At 57.3% G+C, this 22533-nt stretch carries 19 protein-coding genes; 12 read left to right on the top strand and 7 right to left on the bottom strand.

The annotated features are described in order from the left end of the window. Positions 1 to 154: 154 nt before the first annotated feature. Positions 155 to 880 carry a histidine utilization repressor gene (gene hutC, locus FCH38_RS12865; RefSeq protein ID WP_336510798.1) on the bottom strand — a complete coding sequence of 242 codons (726 nt, stop codon included), beginning with the start codon at positions 878 to 880 and terminating at the stop codon, positions 155 to 157. A 51-nt stretch (positions 881 to 931) separates the two neighbouring features. Beyond that, entirely contained in the window at positions 932 to 2278 is a 1347-nt protein-coding gene (locus FCH38_RS12860) for a formimidoylglutamate deiminase (protein ID WP_153514245.1), read from the bottom strand. Between the two features lie 117 nt (positions 2279 to 2395). Here FCH38_RS12860 and hutI point away from each other — a divergent pair, with 117 nt between their 5' ends. The 6 genes from hutI (at position 2396) to FCH38_RS12830 (ending at position 9626) form a co-directional block, all read left to right on the top strand. Beyond that, complete coding sequence (gene hutI, locus FCH38_RS12855) at positions 2396 to 3655, top strand: imidazolonepropionase (protein WP_153514246.1); 1260 nt, start codon at positions 2396 to 2398, stop codon at positions 3653 to 3655. A 2-nt stretch (positions 3656 to 3657) separates the two neighbouring features. Further along, the gene (hutH, locus tag FCH38_RS12850; protein WP_423753168.1) at positions 3658 to 5199 is read left to right on the top strand and encodes a histidine ammonia-lyase; all 1542 of its coding nucleotides are present in this window, start codon (positions 3658 to 3660) and stop codon (positions 5197 to 5199) included. Between the two features lie 84 nt (positions 5200 to 5283). Then, positions 5284 to 6087 (top strand): N-formylglutamate deformylase, encoded by an 804-nt coding sequence (gene hutG / locus FCH38_RS12845; protein ID WP_174374007.1) that lies wholly within the window; start codon positions 5284 to 5286, stop codon positions 6085 to 6087. Between the two features lie 11 nt (positions 6088 to 6098). Beyond that, entirely contained in the window at positions 6099 to 7772 is a 1674-nt protein-coding gene (gene hutU, locus FCH38_RS12840; RefSeq protein WP_149899697.1) for a urocanate hydratase, read from the top strand. Positions 7773 to 8007: 235 nt separating this feature from the next. Beyond that, complete coding sequence (locus FCH38_RS12835; RefSeq protein WP_174374024.1) at positions 8008 to 9015, top strand: alpha/beta fold hydrolase; 1008 nt, start codon at positions 8008 to 8010, stop codon at positions 9013 to 9015. Between the two features lie 47 nt (positions 9016 to 9062). Beyond that, positions 9063 to 9626: a HutD/Ves family protein gene (locus FCH38_RS12830; protein ID WP_174374006.1), complete on the top strand. Its 564-nt coding sequence runs from the start codon at positions 9063 to 9065 to the stop codon at positions 9624 to 9626. Between the two features lie 13 nt (positions 9627 to 9639). Here FCH38_RS12830 and FCH38_RS12825 read toward each other — a convergent pair whose 3' ends face one another. From FCH38_RS12825 to FCH38_RS12810, 4 genes are all read right to left on the bottom strand, one after another. Next, on the bottom strand, positions 9640 to 11118 hold the full coding sequence (locus FCH38_RS12825; protein WP_174374005.1) for a M81 family metallopeptidase: 1479 nt from the start codon (positions 11116 to 11118) through the stop codon (positions 9640 to 9642). Positions 11119 to 11189: 71 nt separating this feature from the next. Next, positions 11190 to 12278 carry a D-TA family PLP-dependent enzyme gene (locus FCH38_RS12820; protein ID WP_174374004.1) on the bottom strand — a complete coding sequence of 363 codons (1089 nt, stop codon included), beginning with the start codon at positions 12276 to 12278 and terminating at the stop codon, positions 11190 to 11192. 32 nt (positions 12279 to 12310) lie between these two features. Then, positions 12311 to 12706 (bottom strand): RidA family protein, encoded by a 396-nt coding sequence (locus FCH38_RS12815; protein ID WP_046799081.1) that lies wholly within the window; start codon positions 12704 to 12706, stop codon positions 12311 to 12313. A 413-nt stretch (positions 12707 to 13119) separates the two neighbouring features. Next, complete coding sequence (locus FCH38_RS12810; protein ID WP_174374003.1) at positions 13120 to 14505, bottom strand: FAD/NAD(P)-binding protein; 1386 nt, start codon at positions 14503 to 14505, stop codon at positions 13120 to 13122. A gap of 437 nt (positions 14506 to 14942) precedes the next feature. Between FCH38_RS12810 and repA the strand changes: the two genes are divergently transcribed. From repA to FCH38_RS12780, 6 genes are all read left to right on the top strand, one after another. Further along, on the top strand, positions 14943 to 16157 hold the full coding sequence (gene repA, locus FCH38_RS12805; RefSeq protein ID WP_142841745.1) for a plasmid partitioning protein RepA: 1215 nt from the start codon (positions 14943 to 14945) through the stop codon (positions 16155 to 16157). Next, positions 16154 to 17167 carry a plasmid partitioning protein RepB gene (gene repB / locus FCH38_RS12800; protein ID WP_174374002.1) on the top strand — a complete coding sequence of 338 codons (1014 nt, stop codon included), beginning with the start codon at positions 16154 to 16156 and terminating at the stop codon, positions 17165 to 17167. Before repA ends, repB begins: the two co-directional genes overlap by 4 nt. A gap of 185 nt (positions 17168 to 17352) precedes the next feature. Next, the gene (gene repC / locus FCH38_RS12795; protein ID WP_174374001.1) at positions 17353 to 18630 is read left to right on the top strand and encodes a plasmid replication protein RepC; all 1278 of its coding nucleotides are present in this window, start codon (positions 17353 to 17355) and stop codon (positions 18628 to 18630) included. 478 nt (positions 18631 to 19108) lie between these two features. Continuing rightward, entirely contained in the window at positions 19109 to 19321 is a 213-nt protein-coding gene (locus FCH38_RS12790; protein ID WP_174374000.1) for a hypothetical protein, read from the top strand. A gap of 66 nt (positions 19322 to 19387) precedes the next feature. After that, the gene (locus tag FCH38_RS12785) at positions 19388 to 19672 is read left to right on the top strand and encodes a hypothetical protein (protein WP_174373999.1); all 285 of its coding nucleotides are present in this window, start codon (positions 19388 to 19390) and stop codon (positions 19670 to 19672) included. A gap of 41 nt (positions 19673 to 19713) precedes the next feature. Continuing rightward, on the top strand, positions 19714 to 20913 hold the full coding sequence (locus tag FCH38_RS12780) for a low temperature requirement protein A (RefSeq protein ID WP_174373998.1): 1200 nt from the start codon (positions 19714 to 19716) through the stop codon (positions 20911 to 20913). A gap of 19 nt (positions 20914 to 20932) precedes the next feature. Here the strand turns inward: FCH38_RS12780 and FCH38_RS12775 are convergent, their stop codons facing one another. Continuing rightward, positions 20933 to 22402: a glycosyl transferase family protein gene (locus FCH38_RS12775; RefSeq protein ID WP_174373997.1), complete on the bottom strand. Its 1470-nt coding sequence runs from the start codon at positions 22400 to 22402 to the stop codon at positions 20933 to 20935. Positions 22403 to 22533: the final 131 nt, after the last annotated feature.

The following is a 22533-nucleotide window of genomic DNA, read 5'->3' as shown; positions in this document are numbered from 1 at the left end:
AAATCACAAAAAATAAGAAAATCAGGCAAACTATTGAATTTAAAAGATAGTTTGCAAATAATCGCTGAAACTGATGGATTTCCGTGCTTTTCCCATCTAGCGCCCGATGCAGCCGCGCTCTTTCGCTTATAAACGGATCTCGCCTTTGCTGATCTCAGTCGGAGGAAGGGCTGAAACGGGCGACCAAGGCATGCGCGTTACCGGGATAGGAGAAGCGCACATAGGTGACGGCGCCGGAGTTGCTCCAGGTTCGCCGCTCCACGACAAGGCAGGCCTGCCTGTCAGAGATACCCAGCAGACGTGCGATCTCCTTCGACGCTATTTCGGCACTGATGCGGTGTTCGGCGTTGCTCCACGGAACATGGCCAAGCAGCCAGGGGCCGGGCGCGATCTCGGTAAAGTCGGCGTCCGCGGCTTCCGACACGGCGGCCAGATTGATGAGACGCTGCTCGACGCAGAATTCCCGTATGCCAGCAAAATGGATGCAGATGATATCGAGCAAGCGTGCGCCGACGGAAATATCGAGACTTGCGCGATCTTCGCTCTTTGCCGCACGCTGCGCGCATTTCAAGATTTTGAAACCGTAATCCAGACCAAGGGATTCGACTTCGGCCCTGATATCGTGAATTTCGAGAATGGCGGACTGGATCTGCGGCTGGCGAACGAAACTGCCGGATTTCTTGCGGCGTTCGATCAAACCCGCCTTGGCAAGCTGGCCCATGACCTTGTTGACGGTCATACGCGAGCAATCATAATGGGTGGCGAGGTCGACCTCGAAAGGCAACCGGTAACCCGGCGGCCATTCCCCCGAAACGATCCGGCCCTCGATCTCGCCGAGGATAAGCTGATGCAGGGTTTGCCCGGCCGATGCTTTCGTCACGTCCGCAATGCCTTTCCGCACCGGCTCGATCTCGTTTCAGTGAAGCCCATATCAGCTATCGAGAAGTTCAGCCATGACCTTGTTGAAGCGGTCCGATATTGCACGGCGGCGGATATGCTGGCCCGCCTGCACCTGTTTTTCACCGCGCACCCACACGGAATCGACGCGGACGCCGCCTGCGAACATCCATTGGTCGAGAATTTGGCGTGCGGGAAGATAGGAAACGGCCGAGATATCCAGTGCGACAAGATCAGCGCTTTTTCCCTTTTCTATCGCATTTTGTGACGCCAGCGCCCTGCCGCCACCTTCCAGCGCTTGCCGAAACAGTTTTTCGCCGGTGGAGCCTCCGGCATCGGCGATGACATTGCGCGCGCGCCGCGACAGGCGCTGCGAATATTCGAGCGTCCGCAATTCCTCCGGCAGGGAGATGAGAATGTTGGAATCGGAGCCGACGCCATAATGCCCACCTTCCGCGATAAAATCCGGAGCGGGGAAGATGCCGTCGCCGAGATTGGCCTCAGTGATCGGGCAAAGGCCGGCAACGGCGCCGCTTTTGGCCATGCGTCGCGTTTCGGCCTGCGTCATATGCGTGGCATGGATAAGGCACCAGCGATCATCGACCGGCGCATTTTCCAGAAGCCACTCCACAGGCCGCGCGCCTGAAAAAGCAAGCGAATCTTCAACTTCCTTTGTCTGTTCCGCCACATGAATGTGGATCGGCCCACCCTTTGCCAGCGGCTCGATGGCCGCCAATTCTTCGCCGGTCACGGCGCGTAGACTGTGCGGTGCTATGCCGAGCACGGCTCCCGGCAGGGATTTGACCACCGCCCGTGCGCCCTGCATCAGCCTTTCGTAACTGTCGAGCGAATGGATGAAACGCTTCTGCCCGTCGATCGGCGGCTGGCCGCCAAAACCGGAATGCGCGTAAAAGACCGGCAGCAATGTCAGGCCAATACCAGTCTGTGCGGCGGCCGCGCCGATGCGTTCAGCCATTTCGGCGATATTGCCGTAATGCGAACCATCCCTGTCATTGTGCAGATAATGAAATTCCCCGACCCGCCCGAAACCGGCCTCGAGCATTTCCATGTAAAGCTGGGCGGCAACCGCCTCGACATGGTCAGGCGTCATGGAGAGCGCGAATTTATACATGACGGTTCGCCAGCTCCAGAAACTGTCATCGGCCGGCCCGCGAATTTCGGCAAGCCCGGCCATGGCCCGCTGAAAGGCGTGGCTATGGAGATTGGGCACGGCCGGAACGATGACGGCGTGGCGCTCATCCTGCGGCTGAGGGGAAACGCCGGTTTCGAGCGATGAAACAGCACCGTCATCGCAGATGATGCGAACGTCCCGTGCCCATCCATCTACCAGAAGTGCTGCGCCCGCGTGAATTGCCGTCATGCCACCCTCTCCTCTTGTTACGACGTCAGGCAAGGCCATTTCAAACGCGAAATTGCGGCTTGCCAAGCTGATTATTATGTATATACATTTAAGCCATAAAGGAAAGGCGAAAAGCAAATGCCAGGGAACAAATCCGTAAAGGGAACGGCAGCGGGAGACGCAACGACATTGTGGCGCAATGCCCGTCTGGCGACCTTCGACCCGTCCATGGAAGGCATCGGTGCTGTCGAAAACGCCGCCATTGCCGTGCGGGGCGGCCGCATCGCCTTTGCCGGTCCGGAAAATGATCTGCCTGCCGATCTGGCAGCAGCCGATGAGATTACCGATTGCGGTGGTCGTTGGATCACCCCTTCCCTGATCGACTGCCATACTCATCTCGTCTTCGGTGGCAATCGGGCCATGGAGTTCGAGATGCGCCTGAATGGCGCGACCTATGAAGAGATCGCCAGGGCGGGCGGCGGCATCGTTTCTTCGGTGCGCGATACGCGCGCAGTCTCCGAAGACACTCTGGTTGCCCAGGCGCTGCCCCGCCTCGACACGCTTCTGGCCGAGGGCATTTCCACCATCGAAATCAAATCCGGTTACGGTCTCGATATAGATACCGAACTGAAAATGCTGCGTGTTGCCCGCAGGCTTGAAACGCTGCGGCCGGTTCGGATCGTCACCAGCTATCTGGCAGCCCATGCAACGCCCGCTGAGTATAAGGGCCGCAATGCCGATTACATTACGGATGTCGTTCTGCCGGGGCTGGAAAAAGCCCATGCCGAAGGGCTGGTGGATGCGGTAGATGGCTTTTGCGAAGGCATCGCCTTCTCCGTCGAGGAAATCACCCGCGTTTTCAAAAAAGCGCGACAGCTCGGCCTTCCCGTCAAACTGCATGCCGAACAGCTTTCCGATCTTGGTGGGGCAAAGCTCGCGGCATCCTATGGCGCGCTTTCCGCTGACCATCTGGAATATCTGGATGAGGCGGGCGCTAACGCTCTGGCAAAAGCGGGAACCGTGGCCGTGCTCTTGCCCGGCGCTTTTTATGCGCTGCGGGAAAAACACGCTCCACCGGTTCAGGCCCTGCGCGAGGCGGGCGCGACAATCGCGCTGGCGACCGATTGCAATCCCGGCACCTCACCGCTCACCTCGCTGCTTTTGACCATGAATATGGGCGCGACGCTTTTCCGCATGACCGTGGAAGAGTGCCTGACGGCAACGACGCGCAACGCCGCCAAGGCGCTCGGGTTGCTTGCGGAAACCGGCACGCTCGAAGCCGGGAAATCCGCCGACTTCACAATTTGGGATATCGAGCGCCCGGCCGAACTTGTCTACCGCATTGGCTTCAACCCGCTCAACGCTCGCATTTTCAAGGGACAGAAGGTTTCCGCATGACCATGATGAAGACCATCACGCTTCACCCCGGCAATGTAGCCCTTGCCGATCTTGCCGCTATTTACTGGAACAACGGCTCAGCAAAGCTCGACCGTTCTTTCGACGCCGGCATTGAAAAGGCGGCGGCCCGTATCGCCGAGATCGCAGCAGGCAATGCCCCGGTCTATGGCATCAATACCGGCTTCGGCAAACTTGCTTCCATCAAGATCGACGCTGCCGATGTAACGACGCTGCAGCGTAACCTCATTCTGTCGCATTGCTGCGGCGTCGGTCAGGCGCTGCCGGAAAATGTCGTGCGGCTGATCATGGCGCTGAAGCTGATTTCGCTCGGCCGTGGTGCATCCGGCGTGCGGCTGGAATTGGTACGGCTGATCGAAGAGATGCTGGAAAAGGGCGTCATTCCCGTTATTCCTGAAAAGGGCTCGGTTGGTGCCTCCGGCGATCTCGCGCCGCTTGCCCATATGGCCGCCGTGATGATGGGTGAAGGCGAGGCTTTTTATCACGGCGCGCTTTTGCCCGCCGGTGAAGCGCTTGCGAAGGCCGGCCTGACCCCGGTCGTTCTCGCCGCCAAGGAAGGGCTGGCGCTGATCAACGGCACGCAGACCTCGACGGCGCTTGCGCTGGCCGGTCTTTTCCGCGCCCATCGCGCCGCGCAGGCCGCATTGATCACCGGCGCGCTCTCTACCGATGCCGCCATGGGTTCGTCGGCTCCCTTTCACCCCGATATCCACACACTCCGCGGCCACAAGGGCCAGATCGATGCCGGTGCGGCGTTGCGCAATCTGCTGGAAGGCTCGGAAATCCGCGTCAGCCATATAGAGGGCGACGAGCGGGTGCAGGACCCCTATTGTATTCGTTGCCAGCCGCAGGTCGACGGCGCCTGCCTCGATCTTCTGCGGCAGGTGGCCCGCACGCTTGAAATCGAAGCCAATGCGGTGACCGACAATCCATTGGTGCTATCAGATAATTCCGTCGTATCCGGCGGTAATTTCCACGCAGAACCGGTGGCTTTCGCCGCCGACCAGACGGCGCTCGCCATCTGCGAAATCGGCGCGATCGCCCAGCGCCGCGTGGCGTTGCTGGTCGATCCCGCACTTTCCTACGGCCTGCCCGCTTTTCTATCTAAAAAACCGGGTCTGAATTCCGGCCTGATGATCGCCGAAGTGACGTCCGCCGCCCTGATGAGCGAGAACAAGCAGATGGCGCATCCGGCCTCGGTGGATTCCACGCCAACTTCAGCCAATCAGGAAGACCACGTGTCCATGGCCTGCCATGGTGCGCGACGCCTGCTGCCGATGACAGAAAATCTCTTCGCCATCCTCGGCATAGAGGCGCTTTCCGCCGTTCAGGGCGTGGAACTGCGCGGACCGCTGAAAACCAGCCCGGAGCTTCAAAAGGCTATTGCCGTGCTTCGTGCGTCAATCCCTTCGCTGGAGGAGGATCGTTATATGGCGCCGGATCTGAAGGCGGCGGCGGAGCTGATTGCTACCGGCGCTCTGGTCTCCGTGATTTCGGATGGCATTCTGCCGAAGCTGGAGCTTTGAGATGATGGTGGTAGCACCCCCCTCCATCCTGCGATTAAAGGTTGGCGTACTGGGGTTACCCCCCTCTGCGCAGAGGGCTGATCGATGAACACGCCTTTCTCTCTCCACCAAGGCACCTCACCAATCATTCTCGGCCTGCCTCATACCGGTACGGATGTGCCGGCGGCGATTTGGGATCGCCTCAACGATAGCGGCAAGATTCTTGCCGATACCGACTGGCATATCCACGACCTCTATGCCGGGCTTCTGGAGAACGTGACCACGGTTCGCGCCACCTTCCACCGCTACGTCATCGACGCCAACCGCGATCCCGCGGGGTTAAGCCTCTATCCGGGCCAGAACACGACGGGACTCGTTCCGGAAACCGATTTCGACGGCAAGCCGATCTGGAACGAGGGGCAGGAGCCCGCTGCCGCTGATATCGCCTACCGGCTGGAAACCTTCCACGCGCCCTATCATGCAGCCCTTGCGGCGGAAATCGAGCGGGTGAAGGCCATTCACGGCATCGCCATTCTCTATGATTGCCATTCGATCCGTTCGCATATCCCCTTCCTGTTCGAGGGGAAGCTGCCGGATTTCAACATCGGCACGGATATGGGCAAGACCTGCGATCCGGTTATCGAACGGATTGCCGTGGACGTGACCGCAGCAGCAGAGGGTTACGACAGCATCCTGAACGGCCGTTTCAAAGGCGGCTGGACGACGCGTCATTACGGAAAACCGGAAGCCGGCGTGCACGCCATCCAGATGGAGCTGGCGCAATCCACTCACCTTCAAAGTGAGGCATCGCCTTTCGCTTACGACGGACATAAAGCCCAAAAACTTCGCATCCATCTCAAAAACATTCTCACGCGCATGGAAGAATTTGCGCTCGATACGAAACGGTAAGGGGAAAACCTATGGACAATCCACGCCACAATATTCGCGATGTCCGCGCACCGCAGGGCACCGAACTCAATGCCAAAAGCTGGATGACGGAAGCGCCGTTGCGCATGCTGATGAACAATCTCGATCCTGATGTCGCCGAGCGCCCGCATGATCTGGTGGTTTATGGCGGCATCGGCCGCGCCGCCCGCACCTGGGAGGATTTCGACCGCATCGTTGCGACGCTGAAGGATCTGAACGAGGATGAAACCCTTATCGTGCAGTCCGGCAAGCCGGTTGGCGTGTTCCGCACCCACAAGGATGCGCCGCGCGTTTTGATTGCCAACTCCAATCTGGTGCCGCATTGGGCCACCTGGGACCATTTCAACGAGCTGGATAAAAAGGGTCTGGCCATGTACGGCCAGATGACGGCCGGCTCGTGGATTTATATCGGCACCCAGGGCATCGTGCAGGGTACTTACGAAACCTTCGTCGAAGCCGGTCGCCAGCATTACGGCGGCAACCTCAAGGGCAAATGGATATTGACCGGCGGTCTCGGCGGTATGGGCGGCGCGCAGCCGCTGGCCGCCGTTATGGCAGGCGCTTGCTGCCTCGCGGTCGAATGCGATGAAACCCGCGTCGATTTCCGGCTGCGCACCCGTTATGTCGATGCAAAGGCGCACACGCTGGATGAGGCGCTGGGACTCATCGACCAATGGACAAAGGCAGGCGAGGCGAAATCCGTCGGCCTGATCGGCAACGCAGCGGATATCTTCCCCGAACTGTTTCGCCGTGGCGTCCGCCCCGATATGGTCACCGACCAGACCTCGGCGCATGATCCGATCCATGGTTATCTGCCGTCCGGCTGGACCGTCGCCGAATGGCGCGCCAAACAGGAGAGCGACCCGAAGGCGGTTTCCGCTGCCGCCCGCGCCTCGATGAAGGTGCATGTGCAGGCCATGGTCGATTTCTGGAACGCCGGTGTTCCGACGCTGGATTACGGCAATAATATCCGCCAGGTCGCCAAGGACGAAGGCCTGGAAGATGCTTTCGCCTTCCCCGGCTTCGTGCCTGCCTATATCCGCCCGCTGTTTTGCCGCGGTATCGGTCCGTTCCGCTGGGCCGCACTTTCGGGCGACCCGGAAGACATCTACAAGACCGACGCAAAGGTGAAGGAACTGCTGCCTGATAACAAGCACCTGCATAACTGGCTGGACATGGCACGCGAACGCATCGCGTTTCAGGGTCTGCCGGCGCGCATTTGCTGGGTCGGGCTTGGTGATCGCCATCGTCTTGGCCTTGCTTTCAATGAAATGGTGAAGAACGGTGAGTTGAAGGCGCCTGTTGTCATCGGCCGCGACCATCTCGACAGCGGTTCCGTCGCCTCGCCCAACCGCGAGACGGAAGCCATGAAAGACGGTTCGGATGCCGTATCCGACTGGCCGTTACTCAACGCATTGCTCAACACCGCCTCCGGCGCGACCTGGGTTTCCCTGCACCACGGTGGCGGCGTCGGCATGGGCTTCTCCCAGCATTCCGGCATGGTCATTTGCGCTGATGGTTCCGACGATGCGGCAAGGCGGCTCGAGCGCGTGCTCTGGAACGACCCGGCAACTGGCGTCATGCGCCATGCCGATGCCGGTTATGAGATTGCCGTGGACTGCGCCAAAGAGCAGGGCCTGCGCCTGCCTGGCATTCTCGGCAACTGATCAAAAAGACGACCATGGCGCAGTTTGCGGGTTGCGCCATGGTCTAAAGCTTGCAACCGTTCAATGTGACTTGTGCAAAGTCGAAACGCCGGGCCGACATTTGTACTGGCGGCTATTGGAACTTCCGGCAGGTTTGCGGCTTTGTTCATTGCTCTTTTCAACTGGTCCGCCTTATGCTCGTGAGAGCGCTGCGCCGATCAAAGAGCCGGCCGCAAATGACATGGTAGATCAAAGAATGGCGCACAAGTTTCTGCCGCTTGCTTTTACACTTCTTCTCGGGGCGTTTCTCCCGGCTTCCGCCACACTCGTCATGGCCTCCGAAAAAGAGCGCGCCGCTCCCGTGCGGATCGATGTGGGTGGTTACAAGCTGAACAGCGTGCTGATCGAACCCGAAAGAAAGCCCGAACTTCCGCCGATCGTGTTCATCCACGGGGCAAGCGCCAGCCTTTACGATCCGATGTTCTCGTTTCTCGAAAAGCTTCGCGGTCGGGCGAGATTGCTGTTTGTCGATCGGCCGGGGCACGGCAACTCGGATATTGGCGGCAAAGACAATATTCTCCCGGACGGTCAGGCTGACGCCATCGCACAGCTTATGAAAAAGCGGGGCATTCCAAAAGCCATTGTCGTCGGGCATTCATTCGGCGGCGCCATCGCAGCGGCATTCGCTGTCCGTCACCCCGATATGGTAACCGGGCTCGTTTTCCTGTCTCCCGCCGTCTATTCCTGGAACGGTGGAATCGCATGGTATTACACGGCAGCAAGCGCACCTTTCAGCGGCCCGCTATTCAGCACCTTCGTTGCGCCGCCCGCTGGCCTTCTGGCGATTGATCAAGCAATACGCGGCGTTTTCGCTCCCAATCCCCGCCCTGCCGGCTATGTGGAGGCCACGCATGCGTTGGCGGCCCTGCGGCCAAGGACCTTTCGGCATAATGCTCAGGAAGTCGCCGCTCTCAGTGAGTGGGCGCGTGGAGCTTCGCGAGGCTATCCGCGCATCAAGGTGCCAACCGTCATCATAACCGGTGATACCGACAGCACCGTCTCGCCAGAGGTGCATTCCCGCCAGCTCGCCAGAGATATCAGCGGCTCCACTTTGATCGTCGTGCACAATCTCGGACATAAATCCGATTATGTCGCAAACGATCTCGCCATTGCTGCCATCGAGAAAGTCGCCGGCCACTCATCCGATCTCAAGGCCGCTCAAAAAATGCTCGAACAACGTATTCAGCATGATCGCGGATCATAAACCACGATCGCCCGGCCCCCTTAACGAGCTCATTCTGGAAAATCACGATGAAAATATTGCGCGCTGCCGATTATAAATCCATGCCATGGAAGAACGGTGGCGGTTTAACGGTCGAAATCGCCGTCCATCCGCCGGGAGCTTCCGTGGATGAATTCGATTGGCGTATCAGCATGGCGACCGTTGCCCAGGACGGACCGTTTTCGATCTTTTCCGGCATCGATCGTACGCTCGCCATCATCGAAGGAAACGGCATGGCGCTCGCTATTGCCGGGCATGATCCGGTGCCGCTGACGACTGGAAGCACGCCCCTGCCCTTTCCGGCGGATGTTCCGGTGGACGCGACATTGATGGATGGTGCGATCGTCGATCTGAACATCATGACCCGTCGCTCATCCCTGAAGCACAACGTGCAGAGGTTGTCCGGCAGCCGTTCGGTGGAAGCGTTGACGGGCACGAGCCTCGTTCTCGCGCTCGATCCCCTGCAGGTTGCCAACAATAGCGACATTGTCCATCTGAATAGGCTGGACAGCATAATAATCGAAGACGGCTCGCCTTTCACCATCGAGGCCGCCAAAGGCGCGTTCTTTCTGATCTCACTCCAGCTGATCTGAAGCGATCTCAGCCTCAATCCAAGCCCAGCGGATCAGCCACCCTTGGCCATAGCCCGAGGCTCGCTTTGCGATAGGCGGTTTTGGCCGGATCGGTTGGATAGGAGGTCGGTGCCGCGATATAAACGATCTCGGAGGCTACCGGTGCGAAACCGGCATGAAAGTGATTGGTGGACTTCACCAGCAACACGTCTTTTCTGGCAAAATCGATGCCGAGATTGGAAAAGATATCCGGCTCATAAGTTTGGGTGCGGCTGGTGATGAGGATGATATCGATCTCTGTCCCAACCGGTCGGACAACGGCGGCGCGGCCGAGCGTGACGCGGCTGTTGCGGAAACTCTGCCAGCCGGCCTCGACGGTGCGCATCACTTTTATACGGAAGTCGAGCGGCTCGCCGCCCTCGGGGCTGGATTTGCCGCCGATGCGCAGATCGATCTCTGCCCCCTCGCCCGCTGCATGACAGAAAGATACTGCAATCGGATCCCAGATCGTTGCGACACTGATATTATCCATGCCGCGTTCCACCATGCGCCGCAGTATATGGGTCGCATCACCTGCAACGCCGCCACCCGGATTGTCCCATATGTCCGACACGACTACCGGCTTGTCGGGGTTGTCGCTGCGAATGGCACGAACCCGGTCGAGTCCAGATTCCGTATCCAGCATCGGCATGGCGGTCTGTTTGCGCATGGCATAAAGTTCATGGCCGAGTTTTTCGGCCAGCGCATCGCCTTTATCCCTGTCGCCATCGGTGACGACGACAATCCGCGTGCCCATATCCGGCACATCGCCCGCCATGAAACCGTGGATGACCGAAATCGACAGGATGCCGTCTTTGCCTTCCATCGCCTTTAAACGATCCACATAAGATCGCATCGGCTCGCGACTGGTCGGATAAATGGTGATCATACGGCAATCAAACGTGGAAATGACTGGTTTGATCTCACCGCGCAGGGTACGCAGCGCCAGTTCAACGACATGCTCGCCACGTTCCTCGAAGTCGGTGTGGGGAAACTCCAGGAACGTCGCCATGAAATCGAGATTTTTAACTCTCAGTGCCGTCAGATGGCTATGAGGATCGAATTCCGCCGCGATCAACACGCCCGGCCCAACCAATGCTCGCACGCGCGACAGAAAATCCCCTTCCGGATCATCATAACCCTGCGCCACCATTGCGCCATGCAGACCGAGAACGACCGCATCAATCGGTAGCGCTTCCTGGAGCTCCGCGAGGATAGTATCGCGCAGCGTTTCATAGGTCTGGCGCTGGATGAGGCCTGCTGGTTCCGCCCAGCAGGACGTTCCCTCGATCACCGTAAACCCTTCCGCCTTGCCGCGACGGCGTAGGATAGGCACCGGCGAGGAGCAGAGCGTCGGCGTTTCCGGATGTTCGCCCGGCCCGGCATAAAAAGCCGCGCGGAAAGCATCCATATCCGTCGGGACGGGCGAAAACGTGTTGGTTTCGGTGGCGAGCGACGCCGTGAATATGCGCATTTTCCTGATTTCTCGTTGCCCCGACTGCCTTCCGGCAGCGTCTATCTCATTAATTAATTAGCCGGGTAATCTTACCACACGGTACCACGTGCGGCCACGTCTTCAACCCGGGTCACAAGGCCGTTTCGATGAAACACCATCCTGTCGAAAAGGTTGCTGACAACGCAGGTATGATTTGGCACGACCTTGACCACATCACCGATTTCCGGCCTGCCGGAAGTGCAGCCGGATAGATCGACAACTGCATGCTCTTCCGAGAGCGAGATGATTTTGGCACCTTCATAACCTTCGATCAGCCCGTAATCGCTGAAACCAAGAAGATCGGAGGTCAAAGCCTTGGAGCCGCAATCGAGCACGGCCCTATCGGGCGTGGGCCGCGATACCACAGTGGCAAGAACATGCATTGCCAGATCGCCAGCCGCACAATGACCGGCGCGCAGCATGGCGCGGTCATTATAGACATAGGTCCCCGCCCGGTGTTCGGTTGCCGAAGGCACAAGGTGCGCGGCGTAAAAATCCGGTGAACCACCGCTGGACCGGACAGGGCATTCGATGCCTTTTCCCGCAAGCAGCGCCATTGTCTCGCGAATAAAGCTCTCGACCTTTTCAGCGCCACCCGGTGCCGGATAGGTCAAAATGCCTTTGAAGACGAGGCCCGGCGCCGCATCGATCTTTTCCGCAAGCACCAGGACGGCTTCCGGCGTCTGGACGCCGCAGCGCTTTCCGCCGGTATCGCATTCGACAAGCACGGCAAGCGGCTTTTCCGTATCAAACGTGCCGGCAAGGCCAGCAATCGTCGCTGCGCTGTCGGCAACGACACTCAACCGGCCGATACGCGCATTCAGTGCCTTTAGTCGTGACAATTTCGCCGCGCCGAGAATATTAAAGGTAATCAGGATGTCGTCGAAGCCGGCATCTGCAAAAACCTCCGCTTCGCTGACCTTCTGGCAATTGATGCCGATGGCGCCGGCCTGAAGCTGCTGTCTGGCGATGGCCGGTATCTTGTGCGTCTTGATATGTGGCCGGAAGGCCTTGCCGTGCCCATCGAGATAGGATTGCGCCTTGAGAATATTGGCCGCAAGCCGATCCTCATCGATCACCGGCATCGGCGTCGAAATCGCATTGAGTGGTGTGCCCTCGTCAGGCCAGGGATAGGTCATCATATGCTCTCAAAACCATAAAAATCAAATAGTTAAGCCACCGGCTTATAAGCGATAACGTCCATTTCCACCTTTGCGTCGACCATCAATGGCGACTGCACGGTCGAGCGCGCCGGCGGATGGTCGATGAAATATTTCTGGAAAACGGCATTGAAGCTTGAAAAGTCCCGGGCGTCATCCAGCCAGACATTAACCTTCACCACATCGGCAAGCGTACAATCGGCAAGCGCCAGAACATCCTTGATGTTGGCCACAACCTGCTCGGTTTGGGCCACGATGCCGCCAGTCACCACTTCCCCGTCAATAGTCGGCACCTGCCCGGAAACATAGACAAAATCGCCTGCCCGAACGGCCTTGGCAAATGGCCGACGTTGGCCGCCGGCCTGATTGTCAGCCGTTGCGAACCTCACCAGCTTCTGCTTCTCCATCAAAACCTCGCAAATAATTTTCATCATTATCGTATTTTTTAGGATTTATAGCCCGTTTTACGGCAACATTCCATAAGCGATGTAAATTATTTAGCAAACCAGAGGAAGCGCGCCTGTTGCTACCGTTATCGGCACGAAATCACTAATCCTGAATTATAACAGAGAAGAGCGTTTTTCTCGAGGAATCACCTGTTGCTGCAAGAGCATATCATTGGGTCCCATCCATCTTGCCACGGAAGTAGGTCCGACACGCTCCTCTGGCCCTGGAAGTCACCAACGGTTTATTCGTTGGATATTCGCCAACTGGGAAAGTTTGCCGCGGCTAACATCAAAGATGGGAAATCCGGAGATGACCGGCACCGAACAAATATGCGTCGACTACGGTCTTGTTTCCGATATTTCACCTCAGCAATTTACCCCTGCGCTGAAACCCTATCGTTCGACGACACCCTGTCCGTGACGTGTTGCGCGATCTTTTGCGCCTGCAAGCGAATATCCGGAACGGCGGTTATTTCCCATAAGTGGCCCGCCGTCAGTGCGCCGGCGGCGAAAAGGCCAGGCCAACTTTGTCCGTCCGCCCGCAACAGCCGAGACCGGTCGTCCACCTCAACGCCGAGACCGAGAGAATCCAGCAGGAGTACACGGTCGTTTCGCATGTTTTCCAAAAGGCGCGAATGGCCAATACCCGCTCGCTCCATACCGGTGCAATTCACAACCCAATCCACCTGCAGCTCTTTCAATATCTGCGTATGCCGGCGACGGTAGCGCAGGGTAATGCCTTCATCCTGCTCTTCAACGGAGTTGAGATAACCCGCGTGGATTTCCAGAACATCATCCGTAAGCAGTTTCTCAAAAGCCGCGTGAACCTCCGGCGCGATGCGATGTCGGTGAATGTTCCACCAGGGCAAAGCATGCCGAAGGAACCTGCTTCGTTGAGCGACCGTGAGAGCGCGCCAAAGCGACTGCGTTCGCGGTCGCAACCCATCCATGACGGTCCGCCAGGGCGTGCCCTCCCTCACCTGTTTGCGCAAAGACTGCAACAGGCGGCTAATCTCCGTGGTTTTCTCTGGCAAGATGGGATCGACGGCGGGCAAAGGTGGGCTGATATGCGGATGCGGCACCAGCCCGCGACGAGACAGGACATGAATTGGCCCCGTGTGCCCTTTTCCCCTCAGGGTCAGCACCTGATCAATCATCGTCAACCCGGAACCGAGAATACAGATGCGGTCGCCCGTCTTCACCTTCGACAGCCATCCTGGCTGCCAGCAGTGACCGATGATCCGCTGCAGTCTGCCCTCATCATTAGCGACAGTTTGCACCGGCAAACTGGCCGCCCCGACGCCCACACACAGAACAACGTTTTGCGCGCGCATGTTCTCACCGTTTTCGAGAATGAAGGTAAATCCGCCCGCATCGTCCGGGCGGCAGGTGGAAGCCTTGGCGCGAATGAAATCCACCCTCGCCCTTTGTTCTCGACTTCTCAACAGAGTTGCCAACCTGTCTCTTAGATAGAGACCATAATCTCCGCGCGATGCGAATAGCAGAGGATCGTCCCCTATCCCGTTTTCCTTCAGCCAGTCGAGGAAATCATTCGGGCGGTCAGGAAAGACGCTCATTCGTCCAGCCGGCACATTCAGCCGGTGATAGGGTAGTTCCGTACGGTAAGCCGTTCCACGCCCAAAGTCAGACTCATCGCCAACAATAGCGATCGAAGCCTTTGCTGGCAGCGAAGAGAGAAGATGGGCGGCGGTACAGATGGCAGTGAAGCCGGACCCCACGAGAGCGACATCATAGGACATTTATTCCTCCAACCTGCGACAGTACGAATAGCCACACGGGGAGCGCGTGGCCCAACCCAACGATACTCTAGTCAATGAGTAGAGATTAAACACCTGCGAATGTCCACCCTTGTCTTTTCGTCGATGCGCGGAGCAGCAAGCATCTTTATCTTCACTCTGCGGAGTTAGCCGCGGCTAACTCTGAAGGCTCTCAATCGCTGATAAGAGTACAGCCGGCAATCGTTCCCGCGACCAATATTGAAGAAGTTAGCCACGGCTAACCGTCAAACTGTCACAAAACCCAAATGTGATTCTTCCACAATGCTTTAGCGGCACTTTCGCAATCGGGAAAAAAGCCTATTGCGCCAAAAAGAGAATCGGCGCTTATATCTCAGTTGCGGAAAAAACCGCCTTTTTCGAAAAAAACCGCCACTGCGATATCGAGCGAAAGAAGACAAATGACACAGAGTGCCGACTCAAGACGTGCTGCAGGGGCACCCGACCTGACGGGCCTTATACAACAGCATTCGGCTGCACTGTCAGCCCAATTGCAGGCGCATAATGCAAATACATTTTCACCCCACACCGAAAAGAGCATGCGACATTTCTCGCCTGCCGAAACTGCACGGTTGATTGGGATCGGTGAGGCTTATCTTCGCCAGATCGCGGCTGAGCGTCCGGAACTTGACGCGGCACAGGCCTCAGGCCGCCGCTCCTATTCCGTTGAAGATATGCACGAGATCAGAAAGCTTCTCGATCAAGGTGCGCGTGGTACACGCCGCTACCTGCCCCACCGTCGTGACGGCGAAGAACTCCAGGTCATCGCCGTCATGAATTTCAAGGGCGGTTCGGGAAAGACCACGACGTCAGCGCATCTTGCGCAATATCTTGCCTTGCGCGGTTATCGGGTTCTCGCAATCGACCTTGACCCACAGGCCAGTCTGTCGGCCCTATTCGGTCATCAGCCGGAGATCGATGTCGGACCGAATGAAACACTTTACGGCGCTATCCGCTACGATGAAGAGCGTCGTCCGATAGCCGAGATCGTTCGCGGTACCTATATTCCCGGCCTTCATATCGTTCCGGGCAATCTGGAGCTCATGGAGTTCGAACACGACACGCCCCGCGCGCTGATGCGCCGGGCGCCGGGCGACACACTGTTTTTTGCCCGTATCGGCCAGGCTATCGCTCAGGCGCAGAACTTCTACGATGTGGTCGTGATCGACTGCCCGCCGCAACTCGGGTACCTGACGCTTTCGGCATTGACGGCGGCCACCTCGGTTCTCGTCACCGTCCATCCGCAGATGCTGGACGTCATGTCCATGAACCAGTTCCTCGCAATGACCGGTGATCTTCTCGCCGAAATCGGCCGGGCGGGTGCGCGATCCGATTATAACTGGATGCGTTACCTTATCACCCGGTTTGAACCGAGTGATGGCCCGCAAAACCAGATGGTCGCCTTCCTTCGTTCGATCTTCGGTGAAAACGTCCTCAACCATCCGATGCTGAAGAGTACGGCCGTGTCGGACGCCGGATTGACCAACCAGACGCTTTTCGAAGTGGAAAGAACCCAGTTCACCCGCTCGACCTATGATCGCGCGCTGGAAGCCATGAACAATGTAAACGCTGAGGTCGAAGGACTGATCAAAAAAGCGTGGGGTAGGGCAGCATGAGCAGAAAACAGATCTTCGCAAATCTCAGCACACCGGCCACAGATAACAACGATGCAGCCCCCGAGCGGGCGCGGCCGCGCGTCAGGCCTATCCTTGGTTCTCCCGACCTGATGACGGATGTTGTGAACTCGCCGGTTGGTATGATCGGCCAGTCGCTGAACGAAGTGTCTGAACGCGCCAAGCGGGCTGAAGAGATCGAAAAACGGCTTGCCGAGGGTCTGACGATCGTTGCCCTCAACCCTGCCGATATCGATCCTTCGTTCATACCGGATCGTATGCCGGCCTCAGAAGAGGCTGATGCAGGTCTGGTAGAAGCCATTCGTGAGCAGGGGCAGCAGGTACCCATTCTGGTGCGCCCGCATCCCGAATTTCCGGGCCGTTATCAGGTTGCCTTCGGTCATCGCCGTCTGCGTGCCGTTTCAAGTATTGGTATTCCGGTCAAGGCCGTCGTTCGCGATCTCAGTGATGAACAGCTGGTCGTCGCACAGGGACAGGAAAACAACGAGCGCCGCGATCTCACCTATATCGAAAAGGCGCGCTTCGCCCAGAAATTACAGATGCGGTTTCCCCGTGACACGATCATGGCGGCAATGTCCCTGCACAAGGGCGATCTTTCCAACATGCTCTCAGTCGTCGGCCGCATTCCAGAGGATCTGGTCGATCTTATCGGCCCCGCGCCTAGCGTCGGTCGCCGTAACTGGATGGATCTCGCCGATCAGCTTTCCTCGTCGCAGGTCAAGGAAGCTGCCCGTGCCTATGTCAGGGAACCTTCCGTTGCAGCGCTTCTCTCCGAAGACCGATTCAAATCACTTCTGGATTTCCTGAAGCCCAAGGCCCAAGCGAAAAAAGCCGGTGTCTGGTCGTCGGAATCCGGTGGTCGATTGGCGAAAGTAGTCGAGAGCGACCGCAAGCTGGATATCTCGATCGACAAGAACGAAGCTCCGGAATTTGCCGAGTTCGTTCTGGAACATCTTCAGACGCTGTTTGCCGAATACCGGTCAAAACAGTGATTTTTAACTCGAACGACTAACAGGAGACGCATCACAAAAGAAAAAAGCCCCCGAACGTTGCCGCACGGAAGCCTTTCTTTGATCTAAGCAACCAAAGAATCTCATTTCCGCGAATCATAGTCAAGAGTCTTGGCATCGAATTTTTCGGTGAGCGATTTTCTTTTGCCTTGTGAAAGGTGAAAGACATGAACAGCACACATGTAACGACGCCCTTTGGGCGGCGAGCGATGTCGTTTGGCGTTCTCGCAACTCAATTTGCCACACAGAAAAACAACAAAACCGAAGCGATCGATAAATGGAAACTCTATCGTTCTGTCTGTGAAGCAAGACCATTGCTCGGCGTGACCGATCGCTCGCTTGCGGTCTTGAACGCGCTTTTGAGTTTTTATCCAAAGAACGAACTCTCCAGCGAAACCGGCCTGGTCGTCTTTCCGTCCAATACGCAATTGTCGCTGCGAGCCCATGGAATGGCCGAACAGACGTTGCGCCGGCATCTCTCGGCCCTTGTCGAAGCCGGTCTCATTATCCGTAAAGACAGTCCAAACGGAAAGCGTTACGCCCGCAAGCACAGGGGAGGGGAGATCAGCGAAGCCTATGGTTTTTCGCTGGCGCCGCTTCTCGCCCGCAAGGCAGAAATTGAAGACATGGCTGAACGCATCATCCGCGAGCGGCTTGATCTTCAACGGCTTCGCGAAAGCATCAGCCTTTGCCGCCGCGATATCCAGAAACTCTGTGAAATGATTGCGGCCAGCGGCCAGACTGAAACATCCGAAGTCTTTCAGACCCGCTACAATGCCGTTGCCCGCTCGCTTGGCCGCAATTCAAAACCTACTGAACTCAAGGAAATCGCCGGTTTTCTGGCCTCGCTGCGCGCAGAAGTGACCAACTATCTGGAAAATATTGAAAAATCCGAAGATTTAAGCGGCAATGACTGCCAAAATGAGCGCCTCATAAAGAATTCAGAATCCGAATCCATATCTAAACCGCAAGATTTGCGTGAACCGGCAACCGTTCCACCGGTGGTAAACACGGCGGCTCCGCCAGCTTATGCGGCACCTGTCAGTGCAAGACCTTCGCCACCACCGGTCAGGCCTGTTGTTCATAAGCAATTTTTTGTTCCTGATATTGTTTTGGTTTTGAAGGCTTGCCCGGATATTTCACTCTATGCCCCAGGTGGAGCGGTGACCGGCTGGCGCGATCTGGAGGTGGCAACCTCCGTCGTCAGAACCATGTTCAACATCAGCCAGTCGGCTTATCAGGAGGCGCTTACCGCCTTCGGTCGACAGGGGACGGCGGCTATCCTTGCCTGCCTGCTGCAGAAGGCGGAGCAGATCAGCTCGCTGGGTGGATATCTGCGCAATCTGACCCGGAGGTCACAGGAGGGTGGCTTTGATCTTCAAGCCATGCTGCTGGGGCAGCTGCGTGGTCGCACGGACAAGCTGGAGGCGAACATGCGAGCCTAAAATCTGAACCGTCGGGAAATGGCGACAGCTTGCGAAAAAGCCGGTCCACAGGTACATTTGCATTGTTTCCAGAACTCCAGAGAGATTCGCGATAAGGCTGCTGTTGCACGCACCAGAATTCAGCCAGCGAGAATTTCTATGGTTAATGCAAGGTAATGAAAGTTAAGTCGCCATTAGCTTTCGTTTGCGCTTTTCCCTGTTTGGTTTCAATTGCTTGAGTCCGGGGTGTTTTGAACGCCCAATTGGAATGAGCGGGTCATGTATGCGTTATTTAGATGCATCAGTTTCCAGCAAAGAAGCAGTGGGAAAACTTTAAACTGGCGTCTTGGACTGTTGGCGAGGATGTTTTGGTTGCGGCGAGAAATGATCCGTTTTGTGGGCGCTTGATGGTCGGGAATACCGGCACAAATCAACCGAATTGAACCTTCGTCATCATTGCGCGTTTCCGCCTGATTGTTGAAAAGGAACGCCCGCGCCCATGATTTTCCCAGACGACATTGAGTTGGCCGTTGCTCTCTATATGGCTGACACCGCCTTGCCCCGGCACGTTGCGATTGAAAAGCTCTTGAAGGCGGCGCTCGAAAGTGCTGGCTATCTGACAGGAGACGCCGGCCGGCCCCCTGAAATTGTCGATGGGCAACCGAGCGCCGACTATGTGCAATATAGCACCTATCTCGACGGAGACGCCTGAAGAGCGCCGGAACAAAAACGGGTGCAGGCTGTTTATTGCGCAAATAATTGTGCCAGGGATAGACAGATGTTGCCCAAATCCATTTTTCTCGCCGCTGCTTTCACCTGCCTGACGGCGCTGCCGGTAGTTGCCCAGCCCATTGAGGTCAGCACGCTGGAGCATGATAAAGCCCGGGACGTCACATTCTTTGAAACATCTGCCGCACCCGACTACATTACCGATGTCCGAGGCAGGAAAGTGCGACTGGTGGGACCGCGTTTTTATCCGGACAGTGCGCGCGCTCTCGAATTTCCCGGACGAGCCTCAAGCTTTGATACGCCTGGTGTGGACGCCGATCTCTCACAACGGTGAGAGGAGGTGCAGCGACATGATATTTCACGAACAGGAGCAGAATGAGAACTGAAACGGAGACTTCCGGACGCACGCCGGATGCTGAAAGCTGGATAAGGCACGAAGGACAGGACGCGGAAAAGGCGACTTTCCCTGAGTTGTTTTTTGATCTGGTTTTTGTCTTCGCGCTCATCCAGCTCTCGCATGCATTGGCAAAGGATTTCGGGCCAACGGCTGCGCTTGAAGCAGGCATCCTGATATTATCGTTATGGTGGCTGTGGATACACACTACGTGGATCACTAATCTGCTGAATACGGAAAAGGAGCCGGTCCGGATCCTGCTCTTTGTGCTGATGTTCGGTGGGGTTCTGCTGGCCATCGCTCTGCCGGAAGCTTTTGCGGAACAGGGGTTCGTTTTCGCCCTCATCTACAGCACCATGCAAGTGGGGCGGAGCCTTTTTGCGCTTTATGCCTTCAAGGGGGAAGATCGGCAGTCTTTTCTGGTTTTCGTGCGCGTGACGATCTGGCTCGTCATATCAAGCCTGTTCTGGCTGGCCGGTGGGCTGGTCGATCTGACGGACCGAATTCTCCTATGGGGTGTGGCGCTGGCGATCGAATATGCCGGACCGGCCTGCCGTTATGTGGTGCCGGGTGTGGCATCCAGCGACGAGGATCGGCTGCATCTTTCCGGCGAGCACCTGGCGGAACGTTGTGCACTCTTCGTGATCATCTGTCTTGGCGAAACCATTCTCACCACCGGCCGCACGGCCACCGAGTATATGAATTCGACCCTGACATTCATCGTTTTCTGTTCGGCCTTCGTCAGCACCGTGGCGATGTGGTGGATCTATTTCCATCACGGGCAGGAGGAAGCGTCCAGAAAGGCTGAAAATGCCGAAGAGAAAGCGAAGATCGCCCATAATCTCTTCAACTATGGGCACCTGCCTATCGTTGCGGGCATTATCCTGACGGCCGTGGGAGAGGACTTCAGCCTTTCCCATGCCCGGGAGGGCGCAGCGCTGAGGGAGGCCATCGCTATTCTCGGCGGCCCCATCCTTTTCCTGGCCGGCAATATCGGCGTCAAGATTGCCGCCACTTACCAGCGGCCCGTTTCGCATTTTGCCGGTTTGGTGGCGCTCTGCCTGCTTTTGCCGGTGCCGGGCATACCGCTTTACATTCTGCAACTGGCAAGCACGGGCATCCTGCTGCTCGTTGCCGTGTGGGAGTATCTGGCACTGAAAAAATCAGTCGCCAACGCCTGAGCTTTCAGGCACCGAGCTTTCAGACATTGGCGAAATTACGCGCCCTGTCGTGCCACAGCCGCAGGCTGCGGCCATAGGCCTCCTCAAATGGCATGGCCATGTCGTTGACCAGCATCAGCGCGATTGCAGCCGTGGAGATGATGGTGGTCTCCGCCCTTTCGTCTCTGGCCGCTCCCGTCCAAACTGCCCGCCAGTATTCGAAGGTGGTGAACATGGTCGGCATTTCGGCCGGGGGCGTTTCGCGGGCTGGAATGACGAATTCAACATCCCTGCCTTTGGAAAGGCCAAAAATCCGGGTGCTGCGAAACGGTGTGAATTGCGCAAAATCCCGCGTATTGCCGAGAATAGCGAGGTTCTCCACCGAAAGCAGCCGTGCAGTATCGCGGTGAAGTTCCTGATAGGAGGGGCGGGCGACACCAATGATGGCGCTTCTGGCGCGAAGCGGGTTGAGAAGATGCACGACCGTGTTGAGCGGCAGGCGCATTTCCAGAATGCCGTGCAGGCCAAGAAGGCTCTGGAACTGCAGAGACAGACCACCAATCGGCAAATAGGCGATCCGTTGTGAGGCTGTGGCCTCGGCGGCCTGCGAAAGAGAATGGCAGAGGGGAATTCCACAGGCTTCAGCTGCAAGTTCGAGCTTGCCGCCATTTTCTCCCTGACCCACATGGCCGTGCAACAAAACGCTGTATCCCGCCATGGAAACGAGGCGGGCGGAATGCAGGAACCAGGGTGCGTCACGATGTTTGGGCGACATATAGGCCGGCCAGTCGAGATCAACAACGGCAGGCCGCTGCCGGTCTCTTTCTATATGCTGCCACATGGCTTCGATGAAACCGGCAAGCTCCGCTGCGGTCCCACCACGATAATGCATGGTTGCAAGCAGCGCCCCGATTTGGATCGGGTCGGCATCGCCGTCGAGAATGATCGCCAGCGCATCCATCGCCTCCTCCTGGCTGAGCGGACGGCTGTTGCCGATGCCCATTGCCGAGGTCGCGATATATTTGGCAAGCCGCTGCTGCGGATCGGCATTGTGGCCGATACGGGCGAGACGGTCGGCAATGTTTTCCGGTGTCGGCTGGCCTTCCAGAACAACGCTTGGGCGAAGTGAAAGCGGCGGCGCCTTCATCAGCACCGGCTGTTCCCAGCCGCTTTTATTGGCAGCGGCGGGCAGTTCCGGTTTCTCCCGTGAATAATCGATCAGGTTATCCGCTTCTGCCGCTAGCGAGCGGATCCGCAGCCGCATGTTTTCTGCAAAGGGAGTCGGGCGCAGACCCTGGCCAGTGCGCAAAAACAGCTGGTCTCCGTATTTCTCCCGCAGTTGCTGCAATATGCGGCTCATCGAGGAAACAGGCATTCCCATACCGGCCGCGGCTCGGCTGACACTGCCTTCCCGCAGCAACGCGTCGAAAGCGACAAGTAATTTCAGCTGTCCAAGCCTGTCTGGCTTTGTCGGGGAAGCTGATTGTTCTTTTCTCTTGCCGGTTGTCATCTTGCGATTTTTTTACTCCGCCGCTGAGTGGAGGAGCCCTTTTTGCAATTTCTGGAATTTAGAATTGTTCGAAAACAAACGCATTGCGCCCGCACCCCCTCCTAAATAAGTGGGGTTAAATTCTCAAGTTA

The sequence above is a fragment of the Agrobacterium tumefaciens genome, from assembly GCF_013337285.1.
Classification (GTDB): Bacteria; Pseudomonadota; Alphaproteobacteria; order Rhizobiales; family Rhizobiaceae; genus Agrobacterium; species Agrobacterium burrii.
Note: the sequence above shows the minus strand (reverse complement) of the source record. Positions and strands in the feature narration are given on the sequence as shown.

Excerpts from the sequence above, each read along its gene's own strand:
- FCH38_RS12860 (WP_153514245.1), bottom strand. The coding sequence starts at position 2,278 with ATGACGGCAATTCACGCGGGCGCAGCACTTCTGGTAGATGGATGGGCA.
- hutI (WP_153514246.1), top strand. The coding sequence starts at position 2,396 with ATGCCAGGGAACAAATCCGTAAAGGGAACGGCAGCGGGAGACGCAACG.
- hutH (WP_423753168.1), top strand. The coding sequence starts at position 3,658 with ATGATGAAGACCATCACGCTTCACCCCGGCAATGTAGCCCTTGCCGAT.
- hutG (WP_174374007.1), top strand. The coding sequence starts at position 5,284 with ATGAACACGCCTTTCTCTCTCCACCAAGGCACCTCACCAATCATTCTC.
- hutU (WP_149899697.1), top strand. The coding sequence starts at position 6,099 with ATGGACAATCCACGCCACAATATTCGCGATGTCCGCGCACCGCAGGGC.
- FCH38_RS12835 (WP_174374024.1), top strand. The coding sequence starts at position 8,008 with ATGGCGCACAAGTTTCTGCCGCTTGCTTTTACACTTCTTCTCGGGGCG.
- FCH38_RS12830 (WP_174374006.1), top strand. The coding sequence starts at position 9,063 with ATGAAAATATTGCGCGCTGCCGATTATAAATCCATGCCATGGAAGAAC.
- FCH38_RS12825 (WP_174374005.1), bottom strand. The coding sequence starts at position 11,118 with ATGCGCATATTCACGGCGTCGCTCGCCACCGAAACCAACACGTTTTCG.
- FCH38_RS12820 (WP_174374004.1), bottom strand. The coding sequence starts at position 12,278 with ATGACCTATCCCTGGCCTGACGAGGGCACACCACTCAATGCGATTTCG.
- FCH38_RS12815 (WP_046799081.1), bottom strand. The coding sequence starts at position 12,706 with ATGGAGAAGCAGAAGCTGGTGAGGTTCGCAACGGCTGACAATCAGGCC.
- FCH38_RS12810 (WP_174374003.1), bottom strand. The coding sequence starts at position 14,505 with ATGTCCTATGATGTCGCTCTCGTGGGGTCCGGCTTCACTGCCATCTGT.
- repA (WP_142841745.1), top strand. The coding sequence starts at position 14,943 with ATGACACAGAGTGCCGACTCAAGACGTGCTGCAGGGGCACCCGACCTG.
- repB (WP_174374002.1), top strand. The coding sequence starts at position 16,154 with ATGAGCAGAAAACAGATCTTCGCAAATCTCAGCACACCGGCCACAGAT.
- repC (WP_174374001.1), top strand. The coding sequence starts at position 17,353 with ATGAACAGCACACATGTAACGACGCCCTTTGGGCGGCGAGCGATGTCG.
- FCH38_RS12790 (WP_174374000.1), top strand. The coding sequence starts at position 19,109 with ATGATTTTCCCAGACGACATTGAGTTGGCCGTTGCTCTCTATATGGCT.
- FCH38_RS12785 (WP_174373999.1), top strand. The coding sequence starts at position 19,388 with ATGTTGCCCAAATCCATTTTTCTCGCCGCTGCTTTCACCTGCCTGACG.
- FCH38_RS12780 (WP_174373998.1), top strand. The coding sequence starts at position 19,714 with ATGAGAACTGAAACGGAGACTTCCGGACGCACGCCGGATGCTGAAAGC.
- FCH38_RS12775 (WP_174373997.1), bottom strand. The coding sequence starts at position 22,402 with ATGACAACCGGCAAGAGAAAAGAACAATCAGCTTCCCCGACAAAGCCA.